At 37.4% G+C, this 18815-nt stretch carries 14 protein-coding genes; 1 reads left to right on the top strand and 13 read right to left on the bottom strand.

Going from position 1 to position 18815, the window contains the following annotated elements; all coding sequences use genetic code 11:
* Positions 1 to 132 precede the first annotated feature (132 nt).
* The 10 genes from ACTXGU_RS09710 to ACTXGU_RS09755 form a co-directional block, all read right to left on the bottom strand.
* Complete coding sequence (locus tag ACTXGU_RS09710) at positions 133 to 1608, bottom strand: glycoside hydrolase family 32 protein (RefSeq protein WP_443481307.1); 1476 nt, start codon at positions 1606 to 1608, stop codon at positions 133 to 135.
* Positions 1609 to 1881: 273 nt separating this feature from the next.
* Positions 1882 to 3489 (bottom strand): ABC transporter substrate-binding protein, encoded by a 1608-nt coding sequence (locus ACTXGU_RS09715; RefSeq protein WP_443481308.1) that lies wholly within the window; start codon positions 3487 to 3489, stop codon positions 1882 to 1884.
* A 267-nt stretch (positions 3490 to 3756) separates the two neighbouring features.
* Positions 3757 to 4638 carry a carbohydrate ABC transporter permease gene (locus tag ACTXGU_RS09720; RefSeq protein WP_443481309.1) on the bottom strand — a complete coding sequence of 294 codons (882 nt, stop codon included), beginning with the start codon at positions 4636 to 4638 and terminating at the stop codon, positions 3757 to 3759.
* Between the two features lie 13 nt (positions 4639 to 4651).
* Entirely contained in the window at positions 4652 to 5566 is a 915-nt protein-coding gene (locus ACTXGU_RS09725; protein ID WP_443481347.1) for an ABC transporter permease, read from the bottom strand.
* A 1010-nt stretch (positions 5567 to 6576) separates the two neighbouring features.
* Positions 6577 to 7929 (bottom strand): ABC transporter substrate-binding protein, encoded by a 1353-nt coding sequence (locus ACTXGU_RS09730; protein ID WP_443481310.1) that lies wholly within the window; start codon positions 7927 to 7929, stop codon positions 6577 to 6579.
* Positions 7930 to 8178: 249 nt separating this feature from the next.
* Complete coding sequence (locus ACTXGU_RS09735; protein ID WP_443481311.1) at positions 8179 to 9765, bottom strand: response regulator transcription factor; 1587 nt, start codon at positions 9763 to 9765, stop codon at positions 8179 to 8181.
* Positions 9762 to 11540, bottom strand: coding sequence for a cache domain-containing sensor histidine kinase (locus ACTXGU_RS09740; RefSeq protein ID WP_443481312.1), 1779 nt, complete (start codon positions 11538 to 11540; stop codon positions 9762 to 9764). The genes ACTXGU_RS09735 and ACTXGU_RS09740 overlap by 4 nt, the downstream gene beginning before the upstream one ends.
* 260 nt (positions 11541 to 11800) lie before the next feature.
* Positions 11801 to 12541 carry an amino acid ABC transporter ATP-binding protein gene (locus ACTXGU_RS09745; RefSeq protein ID WP_443481313.1) on the bottom strand — a complete coding sequence of 247 codons (741 nt, stop codon included), beginning with the start codon at positions 12539 to 12541 and terminating at the stop codon, positions 11801 to 11803.
* A 16-nt stretch (positions 12542 to 12557) separates the two neighbouring features.
* Positions 12558 to 13217: an amino acid ABC transporter permease gene (locus tag ACTXGU_RS09750; RefSeq protein ID WP_443481314.1), complete on the bottom strand. Its 660-nt coding sequence runs from the start codon at positions 13215 to 13217 to the stop codon at positions 12558 to 12560.
* A gap of 299 nt (positions 13218 to 13516) precedes the next feature.
* The gene (locus ACTXGU_RS09755) at positions 13517 to 14293 is read right to left on the bottom strand and encodes an amino acid ABC transporter substrate-binding protein (protein WP_443481315.1); all 777 of its coding nucleotides are present in this window, start codon (positions 14291 to 14293) and stop codon (positions 13517 to 13519) included.
* Positions 14294 to 14675: 382 nt separating this feature from the next.
* Here ACTXGU_RS09755 and ACTXGU_RS09760 point away from each other — a divergent pair, with 382 nt between their 5' ends.
* A complete protein-coding gene (locus tag ACTXGU_RS09760; RefSeq protein WP_443481316.1) occupies positions 14676 to 14981 on the top strand; it encodes a hypothetical protein in 306 nt (101 codons plus the stop codon).
* Between the two features lie 353 nt (positions 14982 to 15334).
* Here the strand turns inward: ACTXGU_RS09760 and nikC are convergent, their stop codons facing one another.
* Genes nikC through nikA form a run of 3 tightly spaced genes read right to left on the bottom strand, consistent with a single transcriptional unit; the run spans position 15335 to position 18623 of the window.
* Positions 15335 to 16147: a nickel transporter permease gene (gene nikC, locus ACTXGU_RS09765; protein WP_443481317.1), complete on the bottom strand. Its 813-nt coding sequence runs from the start codon at positions 16145 to 16147 to the stop codon at positions 15335 to 15337.
* Positions 16144 to 17088 carry a nickel ABC transporter permease gene (gene nikB, locus ACTXGU_RS09770; RefSeq protein WP_443481318.1) on the bottom strand — a complete coding sequence of 315 codons (945 nt, stop codon included), beginning with the start codon at positions 17086 to 17088 and terminating at the stop codon, positions 16144 to 16146. Before nikB ends, nikC begins: the two co-directional genes overlap by 4 nt.
* Before the next feature lie 2 nt (positions 17089 to 17090).
* Complete coding sequence (nikA, locus tag ACTXGU_RS09775; protein ID WP_443481319.1) at positions 17091 to 18623, bottom strand: nickel ABC transporter substrate-binding protein; 1533 nt, start codon at positions 18621 to 18623, stop codon at positions 17091 to 17093.
* Positions 18624 to 18815 lie beyond the last annotated feature (192 nt).

Consider the following 18815-nt stretch of genomic DNA (forward strand, 5'->3'; position numbering starts at 1 on the left):
GAGCGGACGCCTCTCCAAACAAATTGGGTATTTCTTTTACATAAAGGGTGTCCCATAAATAGAGTTTACAATTTATAGAATCTTAAGTTGATGACATTGGGGACAGGCACTAATTCCAAATAAAAATCACACTTATTTCCATATAGAATCCAACTCCATACATTCTAAATAAGGTACTTTTGTCTCTCCGTTTACAGAGAACAAGATAGCTTTTTTTATCTCATTCTTTGGGTACACTAAACTTGTAATGGCAGCTTCACCATCGTTGGCAAATACCTCTATTGACGATATATCTATAAATAATTGAAGTTTTACTCGATTATGTTTATTTTTTAATGGGGCTTCTTGAACAGTGGAAAATGAATCTGAAAAATCACTTTCTCCCGATTCTGTTCGATCTACAAACAATATATTTTTATGCGTATCATAATAAATAATTGTTTTTTCCTGCTCATTATAATAAAGCTCTATTCCAAATTTACTAGAATTAATACTTTCAAATTCTATATTTAATTCTAGTAATGAATGATTTAAATCAATAGGAAGCGGCTTCGATGAAATCAGAGCATCTTTCACAACATAACTTCTTTCTTTTTTTATCTTTTGAATCTCTGCCACTGGTTTCTGTATAAGGCGAATTCCTTCTTCTGTTGAAACTAGCTGCAGCTCTCTAGGCAGTGTCATGACGCCTCTCCATTTTTCTGTTGGCAAATAGTTAGCATAGCGCCAATTATTCATCCATCCTATATAAATTCTTCTTCCATCGCTGCTCGGTATGTCTGACCAGCTGACGCCTGCATAGTTATCTCTGCCGTAATCCAACCAAAGAATCGTTTCATCTGCATGATCATTTTTAAATGTTTTTCCATCAAAACTGCCAATAAAATATTGAGTTCTCGACCCTTCTTTTTCATTTGGATTATCGCCAATACTGACAATCATCACCCATTTTTCTTTTGCTGGATCTCCATCCACTGATAACTTAAAAAGATCAGGGCATTCCCAAAAAGCAAAATGTGCGCCGGCTGATTTTCCAAACTCACTTGCATACTCCCACTCTTTTAAATTAGGTGACGTATAGAAGGTAACAGTCTGATCTGTTGCTAAAATCATCACCCACTTCTTTGTTTCATCATGCCAAAATACTTTAGGGTCGCGGAAGTCGGTAATGCTTTCATCTGTTAATACAGGATTTCCTACATACTTTTCCCATGTTCTCCCTTTATCCTTGCTATATGCAATGCTTTGTCTTTGGAAAGGGCGGTCTGAACCCGGATACATGCTATGGTTTGTATAAATTGCTACAAGCCCTGGTTCATCTGGAAAAAAACCGGTTGTATTATGCCAATCCACTACTGCACTTCCTGAAAATATCGCTCCATATTCATCGGGATAAAGGGCGATCGGAAGCTCCTCCCACTGGATTAAATCTTTGCTTACAGCGTGCCCCCAGTGCATTGGCCCCCATTTCCTACCTGCCGGATGGTGTTGATAAAACAAATGATACTCTCCCTTAAAATAAACGAGTCCATTTGGGTCATTCAGCCACCACTCTTTTGGGGAATAATGAAATTGAGGTCGGAATTTTTCTGTATATCCTTTTAACATGATAAACACACTCCTTTTTTAAAGATAGGCTCTGTTAAACTTGCCTGTTGATTTCCGCTTCAGGCGTTCGCCTTCCGCGGGCGGTTCGGGAGCCTCCTCGGCGCTGTGCGCCTGTGGGGTCTCCCTCTGACTCGCTTTTCCCGCAGGAGTCTCACGCCTGGAACGAAGATCAACATCGTGCCAAAATTAACAATGAGCTTTAACATAGCCTAAAGATATATTTAATCTCCATAACCAGAGAGCTGCACACTTTATACAGCTCTCTCCTTTTACTTATTGAGCATGAAATCGATCGTATCCACCCTGTTTAATTTTTAACCATTCTTGTAAACCAAGACGGTCCAACTCTTTTAAATAATCATTCCACTCTTCTTCTACTTTGCCATTTGTAATCCATTCAGCACGTTTTCTATTAACAAATGCACTTAAATCTGTTTCAATAGAAGTAAGCTTATCTAATTCTTGTAATGAGAAGAATACTTTCGGATAATTATTATCTGCTTTCATATATGGAACCATCACTTTTTTCATTAAATCTAATCTCCATGCAGCATCATCTGGTTTTGTTGTTACTTTTCCGTAATATTCATCTAGGATTGCCAACGGACCGTTCACACTAGTTTTTTGTCTTAATTCAACTGGTGCAGTTCCTTCCAATGGCAAGTGCTTTAACATGCCTGCTTCTTTATCCAATTCAAAAATATTTTGCTGTTTATCATCACCATATGTTCCCCAGTTGTTCTGTACTGATTGAAGTGGATCATATAATTGGTCGATCCATTTAGCTGTTAGCTCCAAGTTTTTATTCTCAGAAGTAATGACCATTCTTCCGCGGTCAAAGCCCACTCCATTTGTTCTTGCTACGTTTATTTGTCCATCTGGACCTTTTAGCGGACCCATTAAATCGTATTTATCATTCATGCCTGTAATGTTCGCTTTATCCCAAGTAAAGTAAAGGCCGTAGCGGTTGTCTTTTCCTTTTGCAAGATACGTATTCCAGTCTTGGTCGAATGCCTCTACATCAATTAATCCTTCCTTGTATAGCTCATTAAAGAATTTGATTGCTTCGTTGTATCCTTCCTCTGCTGGTGTATAGACAACTTTTCCATCATTTGTGACAACCGTATGATCCCAGTTGTCCCCTAATCCAAATGATCCAAATAAGAATGCTAAATCTTCACCGCCGCCATTGATTCTAAAGGACATTGGAATTTCGTCTGCTTTGCCGTTTCCATTTGGATCTTGTGTTTTAAATGCTTTTAATACTGTTTTTAACTCTTCGGTTGTTTTTGGCATTTTCAGCCCTAATTTATCGAGCCACTCTTTGTTAATCCAAGGGAAGCAGTCAACTGCTTGAATCGCTTCTTTTCCTGTGCCGAGTTCCTCAATCCACGGGAAGGAATAAATATGGCCATCAGGAGCTGTCAGCATTGCTTTATATTCTGGTGCTTCCTCTAATACTTTTTTCAAATTCGGCATATGATCTTCAATTAAATCTTCAACAGGAACAATAACCCCGTCTTTTGCCAATTTTAATAAATCATAGTCTCCGTATCCAGCATCAAATATGGCATCAGGTAGATCTCCACTGGCGATCGCAATATTTCTTTTTTCTACAAACGACTCATTTGTATAGTTTTTCCAATTAATATGGACTCCTGTTTGTTCTTCTAATCTTTTAAAAATTAATTTATCATTAGGATCTTTTGGAGCTAATGGAGAACTTTGTGTCATAAAGTTCAATGTTACTTCTTCTTTTAACGGAAATTCGACATTTGATAGTTTATAGTCATTTGAAGCGCTTTCATTTTTATCTGAACATCCTGCTGTTAACAATACTGATGCAAATGCAGTCAGCATCACTTTATTAAATTTTTTCATAAATAGTGATCTCCCATCTTTTTTTATTGGCTATTCGCTTTTAAACCGCAGCCTGCATACACTTCGTCCGTTTAGCGAGCGTCGAGCCTCCTCGTCGCATACGCTCCTGCGGGGTCTCGTCTTTCTCGCATTCCCACAGGAGTCTACGTGTATGCAGGCTGCTAAGTTTTATATAAAAACAACAAACTTTGAGGAAACAGCCTTTTTATTTAATTGATAGCTGCTTTGAATTTCATAAAAATCCAATAAGCTATTAGTAAATATCATTTATTTTAAAGAACCTACCATTACTCCTTTTTCAAAATATTTCTGGAAGAATGGATACATAACTATTAATGGTAAGCTGGAAATAACAATTGCTGCATATTTAATCATCTCTGAAAGCCTTTTCAATTCTGCCATCGCTAATTGATCGCTAATCATGCCAGGATCTGCTTGGTTTTGAATTAATATGGACCGCAATACAAGCTGCAGCGGCTGTAGATTCGGATCTTCTAAATAAATCATTGCATCAAAGTAAGAATTCCATTGTGCGACAAAAGCATACAACGCTAATACGAATATAATTGGTTTGGAAAGAGGCAGAACAATTTTAAAGAAAATCAGCAAATCATTGGCACCGTCCACTTTCGCAGCTTCATGCAGCTCATATGGAAGTCCTTTGAAATAAGTTTTTGCGAGAATAATATTCCACACATTCACTGCTCCAGGAATAATAATTGCCCAGATTGTATTGAGCATTCCTAAATCTTTTACAATTAAATACGTTGGAACTAGCCCGCCGCTAAAAAACATCGTGATGATGAACATGGTCATGAAAAATCCTTTGCCGACAAAACCATCGATGGATAATGGATATGCAGCAAAGATCGAAACAACCACCGTTACAACTGCAAATCCAACCGAATAGAGAATGGCGTTAAAAAACCCCCGGATCATCGCATCGTTTGACAAGATTAATTTGTATCCTTCTAAGCTCCAATCAGAAGGCTTTATGGAAAGTCCTTTATTGAGCAAGACAGTGGGATCCATAAACGAAGCGATCGTCACATAAACTAATGGAACAAGTACAACGAGTACAGCTAAACATAATAGGATGCTGTTTAAGGTAATAATAAATCGATCAAATCCAGTATGCTTTATATGCATCTTTTTTTCCTCCTTAATACAATCCTTCTCCTTCATTTAGTCTTTTTACAATAGCATTCACGATTATAAGCAAGATGACGTTAATAACAGAGTTGAATAATCCTACAGCAGATGAGAAAGAATAATCTCCTGCCTGCAGCCCGATTTTATATACATAGGTAGGAATAATTTCCGATGTTGGGATGTTCATCGATGTTTGCATTAAATAGGCTTTTTCAAAACCAATTGCCATAATGCTTCCTGCACCTAGGATAAATAGTACTGCCATCAGCGGCTTAAGCGCGGGCAAATCGATATGAATAATACGCTGCAGCAAGCTTGCTCCGTCAATAGTCGCTGCATGATGAAGTTCAGGATCTACATTCGCCAGTGCTGCTACATAAATGATGGAAGACCATCCTGCTGTCTGCCATATTCCAGAAAGAATATAGATGGATCGGAAATATTCCGGCTCTGCCATAAACATGAGCGGCTTTCCTGTAAAATAGCTGATTAAGCTGTTAATTGGTCCTGTTGGCGATAAAAAGATAAACAGCATTCCGACAATAACTACTACCGAAATAAAGTTTGGGGCATACAATACAAGCTGCAAGTTCTTCTTAATAGAAGCTCTACGTACTTGGTTGATCATTAATGCTAGAATAATTGGAATAGGAAAACTAAGAATAAGCCCAAATAAACTTAGTTTCAGTGTACTCATAAAAATGGTTTCAAAGTTTGGGGAGGATAAAAATTTCACAAAATGCTTTAAACCGACCCACTCGCTTCCTGTTATCCCTTTTATTGGACTAAAATCTTTAAATGCAATTATTGCTCCATACATTGGAATATACTTAAATACGATCGTTAAGATTACGGCTGGCGCAATCAGCAGATATAGAAAATAATTATTTCTTATATACGCCAAGTTCTTTTTGAATTTTTTAATCGTTTTTGATTGAGTAGCTGTTTCTTCTTTTGGAATCTCTATTAATGGATCCAACTGCCTCTCCCTCCTATCTTCAAATTAGAAATGATTTTTTAATAGTCCTATGATAAATTGGAATGGCCAATTTCCAATATGCTACACAGTTGGTATTTTGTAAGCGATTACAATTTACTTTAATAAAAAATGCTTGTGTATCATCATATAATTAGACTATTTTTGATAAACTGCTAGCAAGTTTCTTTCTGCTTTAAATATAACAAATTCCAATATTAGAAGATTTCAATATATTTGGTTTCGTTTGTTTAAAATTTTCGGATAAAAAAAGACTCTGTTGATTTCCGCTTCAGGCGTTCGCTTTCCGCGGGCGGTCCGGGAGCCTCCTCGTCGCTTTGCTCCTGTGGGGTCTCCCTTTGACTCGCTTATCCCGCAGGAGTCTCACGCCTTCCGCTCCAATCAACCTAGTACCCAAAATCAACAATAGAATTTGAACACATCCTTATTTTAAAATAGTGGCTCTGTTAAACGATAATGTTGATTTTGGAAAGAAATTTGCGAGACACCAGCGAAAAAACGGGCTGGAAAGACCTTGCAGTGAGGTACGAGCGAGGAGGCATGCCAGTTCGTCCGCGGAAAGTGAGTGATAAGCTTCGGAAAACCCCTTTTATCAGAGATTATTTTCAGGGTAGACACCCATGCAACAAAATTTGCACCATGGCACATGGAAAGAAGCAGTCTCCACATTTATAGCGCAGAGCAGCGTGAATACACGAAGACTCCTGCGGGAAAGCGAGACAGACGAGACCCTGCAGGAGCGTAGCGACGAAGCGGCTCGGCGCTCGCCCGCGGAAAGCGTAGTGTATTCACGCTGCGGAACTTCCTTTTCAGGGTAGCCAAAAGAAAAAGCCAGAAGCCATCTACCATCTTGTAAAAATAATGATGACTCACTACTTTTACAGGATCGCATGATGTTTCTGACTTTAAGTTTTGCATTTTCTTTCAACAAAAAACATTCACCTATTTACCGCTTCGTGTTCCTTTTCTTTCAGTCGCCTATTTATTCTCTCAACCGCTTGATCTGCTGCCTTTTTTACATTCTGATTACTAATTCCAACCTCTTCGAATAGCTTTCTTATTTCATCGCTGACAACTGGATATGCAGGTGTAATTGGACGATTTTTCGAAAAGAATTGTGCTTGTGCTACAAATATATTTTTCGGATATGTTTGTAGTTCTGTCAGCTCTTCTGCAACTGAATATCTGGCTGGTATATCTCCTGTTTCTCGTACATATTTTTTTATGCCTTCATAGCTCGAAATATATTGAACAAATTCCCACGCTTCTTTTGGATGGTTCGACTTTGCGGAAATCCCAACTGCCCAGCCTCCATTAGGGACAACTTGATGGATTGCTTTTGGCAATGGAGCAATGCCAAAATCCTCTCCTAATTGAAATTCTGGATGATTTATTTCATAATCCCTTAAAGTCCAAGAACCTAAAACAGTCATGGCCAAATGCCCTGTTACAAATGGATTTTCAGGCAGCTCAATGGAAGCAACATGATATTTATGATAAAGGTCTTGATAAAATTGCAGTGCTTCTATTGATTCATCAGAATTTAAAAATCCAGCAGCTGTAGTTCCTTCTTTATTTAAAACATCCCCGCCGAATTGCCATAATAAAGGCATTTTAAAATAGGCCGGCCCTTCCCCATCACTAAAGCCCTGAGCAGGATCTATACCGTACACTTGTTTTGAAGGGTTTGTTAGTCTTTTCGCTAATTCTAAAACTTGCAGCCATGTTAATGGCTTATATGGATCTTCTGATGGAAAAGGTATTCCTGCCTCCCTAAATATTTTTTTATTATAAAATAAGGCAATGCCAGATTCTACAATAGGCGCTAAATAAATCTTATCATTATACGTAACCCCATTTAGTGTAGACCTTGGTATATCCTTCATATCTCCTTCTGTTTTCATGTATGGATCCAACGGCAATAGCAGTCCGGAGTCTGCATATAGTGCTAAATTCGGGCTGTCTATTGACATAATATCCGGCGGCGCATTACCTGCAACCAGCTCTGTTCGCAATCTCATTTCATAATCTCCAAATGGTATCGACACCAACTTGATGCGAATAGTTGGGTGAGTAGACTCAAAAGAGGACACTAGTTCCTTAAAAGCATTATTTTCCGCTTTTGTTCCATAATTTCTCCAAAATGTTAACTCTATTTTTTTGGTATGCTCTTTTCTGTCGTCTCCTATTTGCTTTTGATTGAAAAAAGGAGCAGCAAAAGTTAATGCATATACTCCAATTAAAAGAATAAAGATTAGGAATAAGATCATTAAGAATAACATTTTTCTCATCTTCTATCCCCATCTCCCTTCTGCACTTGGCTGTTTTCTCAAAGTTTGTTATTTTTTACGTAAAAAAATGAGAGAAGAAGTACTCAGCAGAATGAATACACGTAGACTCCTGTGGGAATGCGAGAAAGACGAGACCCCACAGGAGCGTATGCGACGAGGAGGCTCGACGCTCGCTAAACGGACGAAGTGTATTCAGGCTGCGAGTTTAAAAGCAACATTCTATTCGAAAACAACCTTGCACTTTAATCTTTATATTGCTGATTTACGAAAATCTGCTGGCGTTTGACCAAAGTACTTTTTAAATACTGTGCTGAAATAACCAGAATTAGAGAAACCAACTAATTGCGCAACATCAATTATTTTTAGTTGATCATCTTGCAACAAATCAATCGCTTTTGTCATTCGTAAATGAAGTAAATAATCACTAAAGTTTTCCCCAATATGCATTTTGAACAATTCCGATAAATAGGCACTATTAATATGAAACTGTTCAGAAAGCATGGTAAGACTAATCTCTTCACCGTAATGTTCCTCTAAATAAAATCGAACATCATCTACAATGGCAACACCAACACTTACCCGCGTTTTATGAATTTGGTCCATCATAGCATTTCCTAATTGTATCAACGTATCTTTTACTCTATTTTGCGAATTAAGCTCCCATATACTTTGCTGACAATTCCATATAAATTGTTTGATTAGTTTTTTTTCAAACCCATATTTGTCCACATAAGAACTCAATAAAAACAACAATCGATTAGAGACATAAAAGTAAGACAAAATAGAATGGGTTTGACTTTTACCCAAAATGGTGGAAACCTGTTCTTCAAAAACTTTCCTTTTATTGCTTTCCATGCTATTGATAATCTTTTTTTCTAAATCTGGAGTAAACTTAAACATTTCTTTATGAACGGTTTCATCTATGATTTGGGAATGCAGTCCTATGTCGCTTTGACTCCAAGAAAGCAAGCTGGATCTATATCCATTTTTCATATTTTTATAGTGGGAAACTGCTTTCCCAACCCCGATAACTACTTCAAGTTTCATATAGGTGTTTACATAATGAGTAATTTTCCTCACTATACTTTTTTGGCTATTTTCGCTGTCTTCCTTCATTAAATGAACAAAATGAATCATATTCCTGTATTGTGGATCATAAAAGGAATACGTTTGCTTGTGCTCTTTGGCAATTTCTCGGCAAAGCATGCGAAAAGGCATCCAAAGCTCTTTCGCTTTATGGGGATTTTTATTGGAGTCCCTTATTTCCACCGAGATAAATTGAAATAACCCCTTATCTAACTGAAAATGTTCTAGATTTAATTGTTTAATCGTTTCAAAGGGAAGAGATCGTTCTATCCAGTCTTCTTTTACAAGCTGCAGCAGAAACTGTTCTTGTTCTGCTTCCTTTTGTACAGCTGCTTTTTTGATGATTTTTTCCGCTTCTTTTCTCTGAGTAAACTCTTCATCTAATTCGGTTCGTACTTTTTCCAAAGCATCTGCTAATTCGTTTGGGGCAACTGGTTTTAATAAATAATGTTTTACTCCTTCTCGCATTGCTGATCTAGCATATTCGAACTCGTTATATCCAGATAAAACGATTATTTTCACTGTTGGATAGTTTTGATGACAATGTTTAACAAACTCAATACCATCCATAACCGGCATTTTTACGTCTGTAACAACAATATCGACAGACTGCCTTTCCAACAAAGATAATGCCTCCAAGCCATTTGAAGCTTCACCTAAAATTTCTAATCCAAGATCAACCCAGTTTACTTTCATCCGTAATCCTTTTCGAATTTGGACTTCATCATCAATGATGAGCACCTTTTTCACGATTGCATCCCCCCAGGTAAATGAATGCATAATATGATTGCAGTTCCTTCATTATGTTCAGTTTGTATATCATACGTAAAATGATCTCCATAATAAATTTTTAATCTCCCAAGGACATTTTTTAAACCAATGCTATTGCCACTGCTATTTAATATATTACGTGTTTCATTATTTTGTTCTGTAAACATAAGATCTTTATATACGTCATTTGCTATCCCAACTCCGTTATCTTGTACTTGAAGAAAAAGCGTATCTTTTATCCGTTCAGACTTTATCAAGATTTCAGGTGCCTTATTTCCTTGAAAACTATATTTAACAGCATTTTCCACAAGTGGCTGAATAATAAATTTTATTATTGGCAGATCATTTGCCGAGGGATCTTCTTCTATTTTTATCTCAATCGTATCTTCGTATCTTAGTTTTAATATTTCAGTGAAATTGCGGATATACCCAATTTCCTCCTTAAGTGTTACGATATCATTGCTTGTATCAAGGGAATATCTCATCATCCGCCCTAAGTAAACGCTTACATTTACAACTTCTTTATTTTTCCCCTGAGCTGCCAATCCTCCCATTATCTCAAGGGTATTATTCATAAAATGCGGATTGATCTGCAATAATAATGCTTTATATTCTGCATTTTTCCTTCGCAAGTTTGCTTCATACTCTGTCTCAATCAAATGGTTTAACCTATCAACAGTGTGACCAAAAATATTGATGGCGTAGCCCACTTCATGCTTATATGGTTTAATCGTTTTCAAAAATCGCTTGGCCCCAATAAAATCGCCATGTTCTATATATCCCATTGCTTCCCGGAGCATTTCAAGCGGCTTAACAATTGTAGAAGCCTGCAGATAGGAAGCTAGGATGGTCGCAATAAAAATCAATGCACATATGATGAATAAATTCCGCTGCAGGTGAACTATTTTTGCAAACAGCTCTGATTTTGTCACTTCACTGATAAGGACCCAATTTCCTACACTTAATTTCTGATAAAAAACAAGATAGTCTTCTCCTTCATATGATGTTTCGATTAACCCTTTCCCTTTAGGATACGCTGACATTTTTTCTAAACTATGTGAAAGAACTTTTGGCGGTGTTTTGATTTTCCCCGGCAAAACATTGCTTCCATTTTGATCTACTATATAGACACGTCCTCTTTCTCCCACTTTAATTTTCGTTAATGCATTTTCCACTCCTTTAGAAGGAAAGTTTACTTTAATAACCCCAACCGCTTCTAATGTGGAAATATTAAATAAAGGAAGAAGGTAGCTGATTACATGGCTTTCTTTCATTTCTTGCGACAGCTGGTAGGGATCCATATGTGCTTTTATCCATTTTTGATCCTTTTCCTTAAAATTTTGAAACCACTCTGCCTTGTTAAGTTGACGATTATTTCCCCAAGTTCCTGTTCCATCATTCAGAAAAACAGAAATAGAAACAGAGTTGGAATTATTAACCATCATAGAGGATAATTGCATTTTCAATTGATTCTTTAACAATACTTGTTCAGTATTAGATACATCACTGTCTGCATTGATCCAATCTCGAGTTGCTTGGTTGACAAGCACTTGTTTCCCTAAATCCTCTACTTGTGCAGTAATAGAATCAATATACAAAGAATACTGATCCATCTTTTCTATCGTGTTATTTTTTGTCTGTTCCTCCATAATATTAGTAAATCTTGTTGGAATCATGATAGATAGGATAAGAAAAGGGATCGTTAATAATAAGGTAAAAATAATAAATATTCGATTGCGCAATGAAAAAAACATATATCCCCCTCCATAAAGAAAACCCTTACATTTTATTCGAATATAAAAGAATTCATGCCTAAACAAACCCTATTGCTTTCAATGTAACATAAAAAAGAAATGCTAACATCTATTATATTCTTTTTTCTTTAAATGGCATGGAGAAGATTAACTTTATGTCACAAGTGGAAATAAGGAATTTCTGCTTAAACATCCTGTCTAAATGGTTCAGATCAAGCTGACATTCTAATCTGAACCATTTAGACTCTTATCATTTCGAATCAATTTTGCCTTAAAAAAGCTTTTGTCCGTTCAAACTGAGGATTGGTGAACAAATCAGCTGGATGACCAGATTCAACAATTTCTCCTTTGTCCATGAAGATAACCTTGTTCGCCACTTCTCTGGCAAATCCCATCTCATGTGTTACGACAATCATGGTCATATGCTCTTCAGCTAAGTCTTTCATCACCTTTAGTACTTCCCCGGTCAATTCTGGATCTAAAGCAGATGTCGGTTCATCAAACAGCATAATTTCTGGATTCATCATAAGAGCACGAGCAATTGCTACTCGCTGCTTTTGTCCGCCGGAAAGATTTGCTGGGTATGCGTTTGCTCTTTCCGTCAGCCCAACCTTCTCCAACAGCTCTTTGCTTCTAGCCTGAATTTGAGCGGATGATTCTTTCTTCGCCATTTTAGGTGCAAGCTCTAAATTTTGTTTGACTGTAAGATGTGGAAAAAGATTAAAATGCTGAAAGACCATCCCCATTTTTGAGGTAATCTGTTTAATTTCCTGTGGTTTGGAGTATACTCCCTCTTTCACTAGATCGTCTCCGCAAACCCGGATGCTTCCTCCTTGTATTTGTTCTAAGTGAACAAGACTGCGGAGCATCGTGCTTTTTCCGGAGCCGGAAGGACCAATTACTGCCACTACATCGTTTTTATTTACATCAAACGTTATTTGCTTTAATACATCCAAGTTGCCGTATGATTTTTTAAGATTGGATATTTCCATAATAGCCATATTCATCACACCCTTTTTATTCAAATTTAAATCTTCGTTCAACCCATTTAAACAGTATCGTTAATAAAAGCGTCATGATTAGATAAATGATCCCAGCAACAAAAAATGGTGCGATTGTAAAGTCACGGTTTACTGCTGTCTGTGCAAAATGCAATATTTCTGGAACAGCAACAGCATAAAGCAATGCGGTATCCTTCACCAACGTCACTGATTCGTTTGCGACAGCAGGAAGTGCTATTCGAAACATTTGCGGCATGACAACACGCGTTGTCGTCTGCCATTTATTTAAACCGAGCACTTGAGAAGCTTCATATTGTCCTTTATCGATTGCCAAAAGACCGCCACGAAAAATTTCCGCAAAATAAGCGGCATAATTTAAAATAAATCCTAAAGAAGCAGCGACAAAACGATCTAATACCATATATTCACCAATTACAGGAATCATTGGCAGTCCAAAGCAGATAAATAATAGTTGCAGCAACAGAGGTGTGCCGCGCATCACGTAAATATATGCATTCGCAAGCCAGGATAAAGGCTTAATGCTGCTTCTTACAGCAAGTGTCAACACGAATCCTAAAGGAATCGACACGACAATAGCTATTAGAAATAAAAGAATCGTTGCCTGTGCCCCTTCCAACATGGGCTTTAGTATTGAGATTAAGTATTCTAAAGACATGGAAAAAATCCCTCCCAACAAGCAAAACAGGACTCCTCTAGGAACCCTGTTTTGCCCTATATTTATTCAATCGTTTTATTATTTTGGCTCTTTTCGTATAGTATTGTTGTTATTTAACCCGCAGCCTGAATACACTTCGCTTTCCGCGGGCGAGTGCCGAGCCTCCTCGTCGCTATGCTCCTGTGGGGTCTCGTCTTTCTCGCTTTTCCCGCAGGAGTCTTCGTGTATTCAGGCTGCTCAGTACTTCAACCATGTTTATTAATTTTATTCAAAAACAACAAACTTTTAGAAAACAACCATTATTTTAAAACTTTTTCTTGTCCAAACCATTTTTCCGAGATTTTAGCAGCAGAGCCGTCCGTGTTCATCTCATCAAGTGCTTTTTGCAGTTTCTCTAGCAGCTCTTCATTCCCTTTTTTCACGCCAACTCCATATTCTTCTGGAGCAAGTGATTCATTGAGAACTTTAAAACTACCTTTTTCTTTCGTCATATAATAATTAATAACAACCTCATCAATTACTACTGCATCCAAACGGCCGGATTTTAGATCATTTAATGCCATTACATTATCCGAAAACTCCGTAACTTCTTTGATTTTCGATTTAATTGGATTTGCGTCCAAAGCATCTGCTGCAGAAGACAGAGATTGTAGACCAACTACTTTTCCTTTTAAATCATCTAGTTTAGCAAGTTTAGAATCTGCTAGTGTTACAACAACTTGCGCATTTTTCAAATATGGTTTCGTGAACAAAACTTTCTTTTTGCGATCATCTGTAATCGTATAGCCATTCCAAATAAGGTCAATTCGACCACTGCTTAGTTCTGATTCTTTCGTTTTCCAATCGATAGGCTGAAACTTTACTTTTACGCCCATTTTTTCAGCTGCCGCTTTCGCATAGTCTATGTCGAAGCCAACAATTTTATTATTTTCATCTCTAAATCCCATTGGGGCGAATTTATCGTCGATACCAATTACTAATGTATTGTCTTTTTTATCACTTGTAGATTTCGAGCATCCAGTAAGAATTGCAAATAATGCTGTGATGCATAGAACAATCATTGCCAAACGTTTCATCTGAAAGTAAACCACCTTTAGTTGTATTAAATTTTGTTAGTATAAAAAATATTGCATTCACGTACCTACTCATCGTCTTAAGAATATAAATAGATTGCCTTTAAACATACAAACTAGAATAAAAACATACAAATTCCTACAAACACTTTATCACGATACTATATTAGAGTAGTGAATAACCTCATTTAATCTATCACGAAGTAAAAGTTTATGTCAATGAATTTTTTAGTATATTAGCAGACTAAAGGGGTCTTAACTAGGGGTCTGACCCCAAGTTTCCCTTTCATTCAAAAGAAAGATGAAGTATAGTGGAATCAATGAAAAATTCAATGGAGAATCCACTTTAAAATGGAAATGCAGTGAACGGAAAGGATTGTTATTTATGATAAAAAAAGCAGATATTTTGGAAAGGCTAAAATCGTTGATCGGCAATGAGCTTACTAGTCAGAATTTACATGAAGCTGTGTTTTGTGAAGAAAAACATACAAAAATACGACGTCGTTTTCACGCTGGTACGCGTACTTATCTTTATTACAAAACCCACATTCCAAATGACCCTGACGTGCAATCATTTGCAGATATAACGATTCTAGGAAATCCGTATACATATAGAATTGGTATCGAAGAAAAGGAAGGTCAAATTATCATTAATTCCGAAGCAAGAATTTCTTTTACCTATATTTCCTGACATTGGTGCCAGACCCCCAATTCACTGGGGGTCTGGCACCAATGTCATCAACTTAAGATTCTATAGATTGAAAACTATGGAATATCATGGAATTAGATACCCTTTATTTAAAAGAAATACCTCATTTGTTTGGAGAGGTGTCCGCTCGACTCCTACGGGATTAGCGAGAAAGACGAGACCCCACAGGAGCAAAGCGACGAGGAGGCTCGGCGCTCGCCCCGTGGAAAGCGAGCGGTAAGCCTCGGAGAACAGAACGGAAAACCTTACTTCCTATTCAGTTGCTCATTTTCCTTTTTTTTTGAAGCTTAGCTTGATGACATTGGGTCTGGAACCAAAACAGGAAACCATCGTTTCTACTCCTTTACATCTAATGAATCTCGGAGACTATCACCAATCAAATTAAAGCTTAAAACCGTAATGGCGATCATGACGCCAGGGTAAAACATTAATTCAGGATGAAGTTGGAAATAGGCACGGCTTTCATTCAGCATTGCTCCCCATTCCGGCATAGGAGGCTGTGCACCTAAACCTAGGAAAGATAAAGCTGAAATCATTAATATAATCTTTCCGATATCAAGTGAAGCAATAACTGCAATCGTTGGAACGACGTGTCTAACTAAATGACGAGTTATAATGGCGAAGCTTGAGCTCCCAGCAGTGATGGCAGACTGTATATAGTTTTTTTCTTTTTCGGCAATCACAATACTCCGTGTAATCCGAGCATAAGTAAACCACTTGGAGCAAACAATGGCAATCGCGATATTAGTTAGACTAGGACCTAAGAATCCAGTAAGGGCAATAGCAATTAAAAAGTCTGGAATCGTCATAAATCCATCTGCGATTCGCATAAAAAAAGCGTCCCACTTACCACCAAGGTAGCTTGAAAATAACCCGATCGCTGCACCAATTACGATTGCTGTTAACACAACAAGAAACGTGATTTGCAATGTTGCCTTTGCTCCTTCCATTAAACGGGAGAACGTACATCTGCCAAGATGATCTGTTCCGAGTGGATAGTCTGTACTTGGAGGTTGAAATCGATTGCTCATATTAATCTCCAGTGGATTATTTTGCACAATCAATGGACCTATTAATAGGATAAGGAGTAAAAATACAAGCATGCTGCATCCGAAAATTGCAAGAGGATCACGCCACATTTTTTTCATTTTTTTGACCTCCCTGCTAATCGAATCTTTGGATCTACGATAGAGTAAAGAAGATCGACGCATAAATTAATAGACATAACGAAAAAGCCTGTAAGTAAAATAAACCCTTGAATTACAGGATAATCTCTATTCATAATCGAATCCACAATAAATTGGCCTAACCCCGGCCATGAAAAAATCGTCTCTACCACAACTGTTCCGCCAAGGAGCAAGCCAAAACTCATTCCAAACATCGTTAACACAGGCAACAATGCAGGAGGAAGTGCGTAGCAAAAGAAAATACGAATAGGCGGTATTCCTCGAGCATGAGCTCCGCGTATATATTCTTGTCGAAAACTGTCTAGTAAACTAGCTCGCAGCAAGCGAGCATACACAGCTGACATTCCAATCCCCAGTGTTAAGGATGGGAGAAGGAAGTGAAGGACACTTCCATTTCCCATCGCAGGCAAAATGCGCAGCTTCATGGAAAAGATATAGATGAGCAGCAATGCAACGACAAAGTTTGGAATAGAAGCACTAACAAAGGCAATGACTCTTGCAAGATGATCAAAAAAGCGCTGATGATTCAGTGCAGCAAGTCCACCCAATATAAACGCAAATAGAAGCGTAAATACAAGACCGCTAACAGCAAGAGAAATAGTTGGACCAAATCGTGATGAAAGTTCATATACAACGGACTCATTTGAAATATAGGATTTGCCAAAGTCTAATTTTGCGACATTGCCTAGCCACGTAAAATACTGTTTCCACACAGGATCGTTAAAACCTAATTCATCCCGTAGCTTTTCCTGCTCTTCTGAAGTCGAAACGACCTCATCCACTTTTAAAATCGATCGAACTGGATCCCCCGGCGCCAACTTCATTAAAGAAAATGTCACGATGGATAAAACCACTAAGACAACGACCATTTGCAGAAGTCTTGATATGATAAAATGCATCATTTTTACTTTACATCCACTTTATTTGTCAATAAATAAAACTCAGCTTGTCCAGGTTTAAAATGTTCCACCTTTTTATTGATTCCAATAATAATATGTGGATGAATTACAAAGGATTGCGGAACTTCTTTTTCAATGATGGATACAGCTTTTTTCGTCATCTCATTGCGTTTATTTTGGTCGCTCGTATGATTAAGCGCTGAAATCGTATCGTTTAATAATGGAATGTCAACTCCGCCAGGATTTAATGCGCCATCTGGCAAATAAGCGATATTTAAAAAGTATCCTGCATCTCCGCGCGGAGCCGTTAAATTACTATAGGATGCTAAATCCCAATCTGACTTTTCAAATAGATAAGTATCAATATTATCTGCTGTTTGAATATCGATTTTAATGCCTACTTTTGCTGCTTCTGATTGTAGAAGCTGAGAAATTAATGGCAACTGCGGACGGCTCTGATACGTCATCATTTTTACCGCCAACGGTTTCCCATCTTTTTCAAGCTGATTGTTTGCATTCATTTTATATCCTGTTTCTTCTAACAACGCTTTTGCTTTTTGCAGATCTTGTTTTACAACTGTTTTCTCACTTGCAAAAGGCAGATTAGAAGAAAATGGGCTGCTTGTAGGTGTCGCATGGCCATTCATAATCTTATCAGCTGCTTCTTGACGATTAATCAGTAAATCAAACGCTTTTCGAACATTTACATCTTGAAAAACTGGTTTATGAATATTGTATAAGATATAGTCAGATCGTAGACTTTCAATCGATTCAATATTAATCTCATTTTTTGGAATCGTTGATAAGCTTTCAGTAGGAAGGTCATACACGATATCCGCATCCATGGACTGAAGTGCCATCGTACGAACATTGCCATCTGCATTAAATCTAAATGTGACGCTATGAAGCGGCGAAGCACCATCCCAATATTCTTTAAAAGGCTTTAATTCAACTTCAACATCTGGCTTAAAGTGCTCTACGGCAAATGGCCCAGTACCTACAGGGGATTTGTTGAATTTTGCTGCACCCATTTCATTATATGCTTTTACATCTATAATCGACGTACTAGGATTAATAAGTTCTGATGGCAGCGATGGAAACGGCTCTTTCGTGTTAATTGTTAGTACTTGACCATCAGCACTTATTTCTTTTATTTTTAATGAATTTTCAAGTTTCGGACTATTTTTGACAGCTAGTTCTAATGATTGTTTAACGGCTTCCGCTGTTAACTTATCCCCATTATGAAATGTTGCTTCTTCGCGTATATCAAATGTCCAGGTTGTGTCATCTACTTGTTTCCAGCTTGTTGCAAGCCATGGTTTCATCTCCAACTTTTCATCCAATTTAACCAATGTTTCCGTTATTCCAGCAAGAGATGTTGTCCAATCGTTCACTGGATCTAATGTTGGCGAAGGGAAGCTAAATAAAACAGTTAAGTGTTTTTCCTTCTTAGAATCGCTTTTTGTTGCGGAATTATTTGAACATGCTGATATAACCAGCGCTAAAGCGATTAAAAATACTATGTAAAACTTTTTCAATCCATTCTCTCCTTCTTATTTATAAAATCTATGTAACTATTTTTATATTATAATGATTATAATGCCAACGATAATCTTATCTTTTTTTAATAGATTTGTAAACGGAGAACTTGGGGTCTGACCCCTTAACCACTAAAGGCATGAGCCCGGGTCAATACCGAACTCATGCCTATGTGGGAGCCTAAAATTTAT

The organism is Niallia sp. 01092, from assembly GCF_052318935.1.
Taxonomy (GTDB): Bacteria; Bacillota; Bacilli; order Bacillales; family Cytobacillaceae; genus Niallia.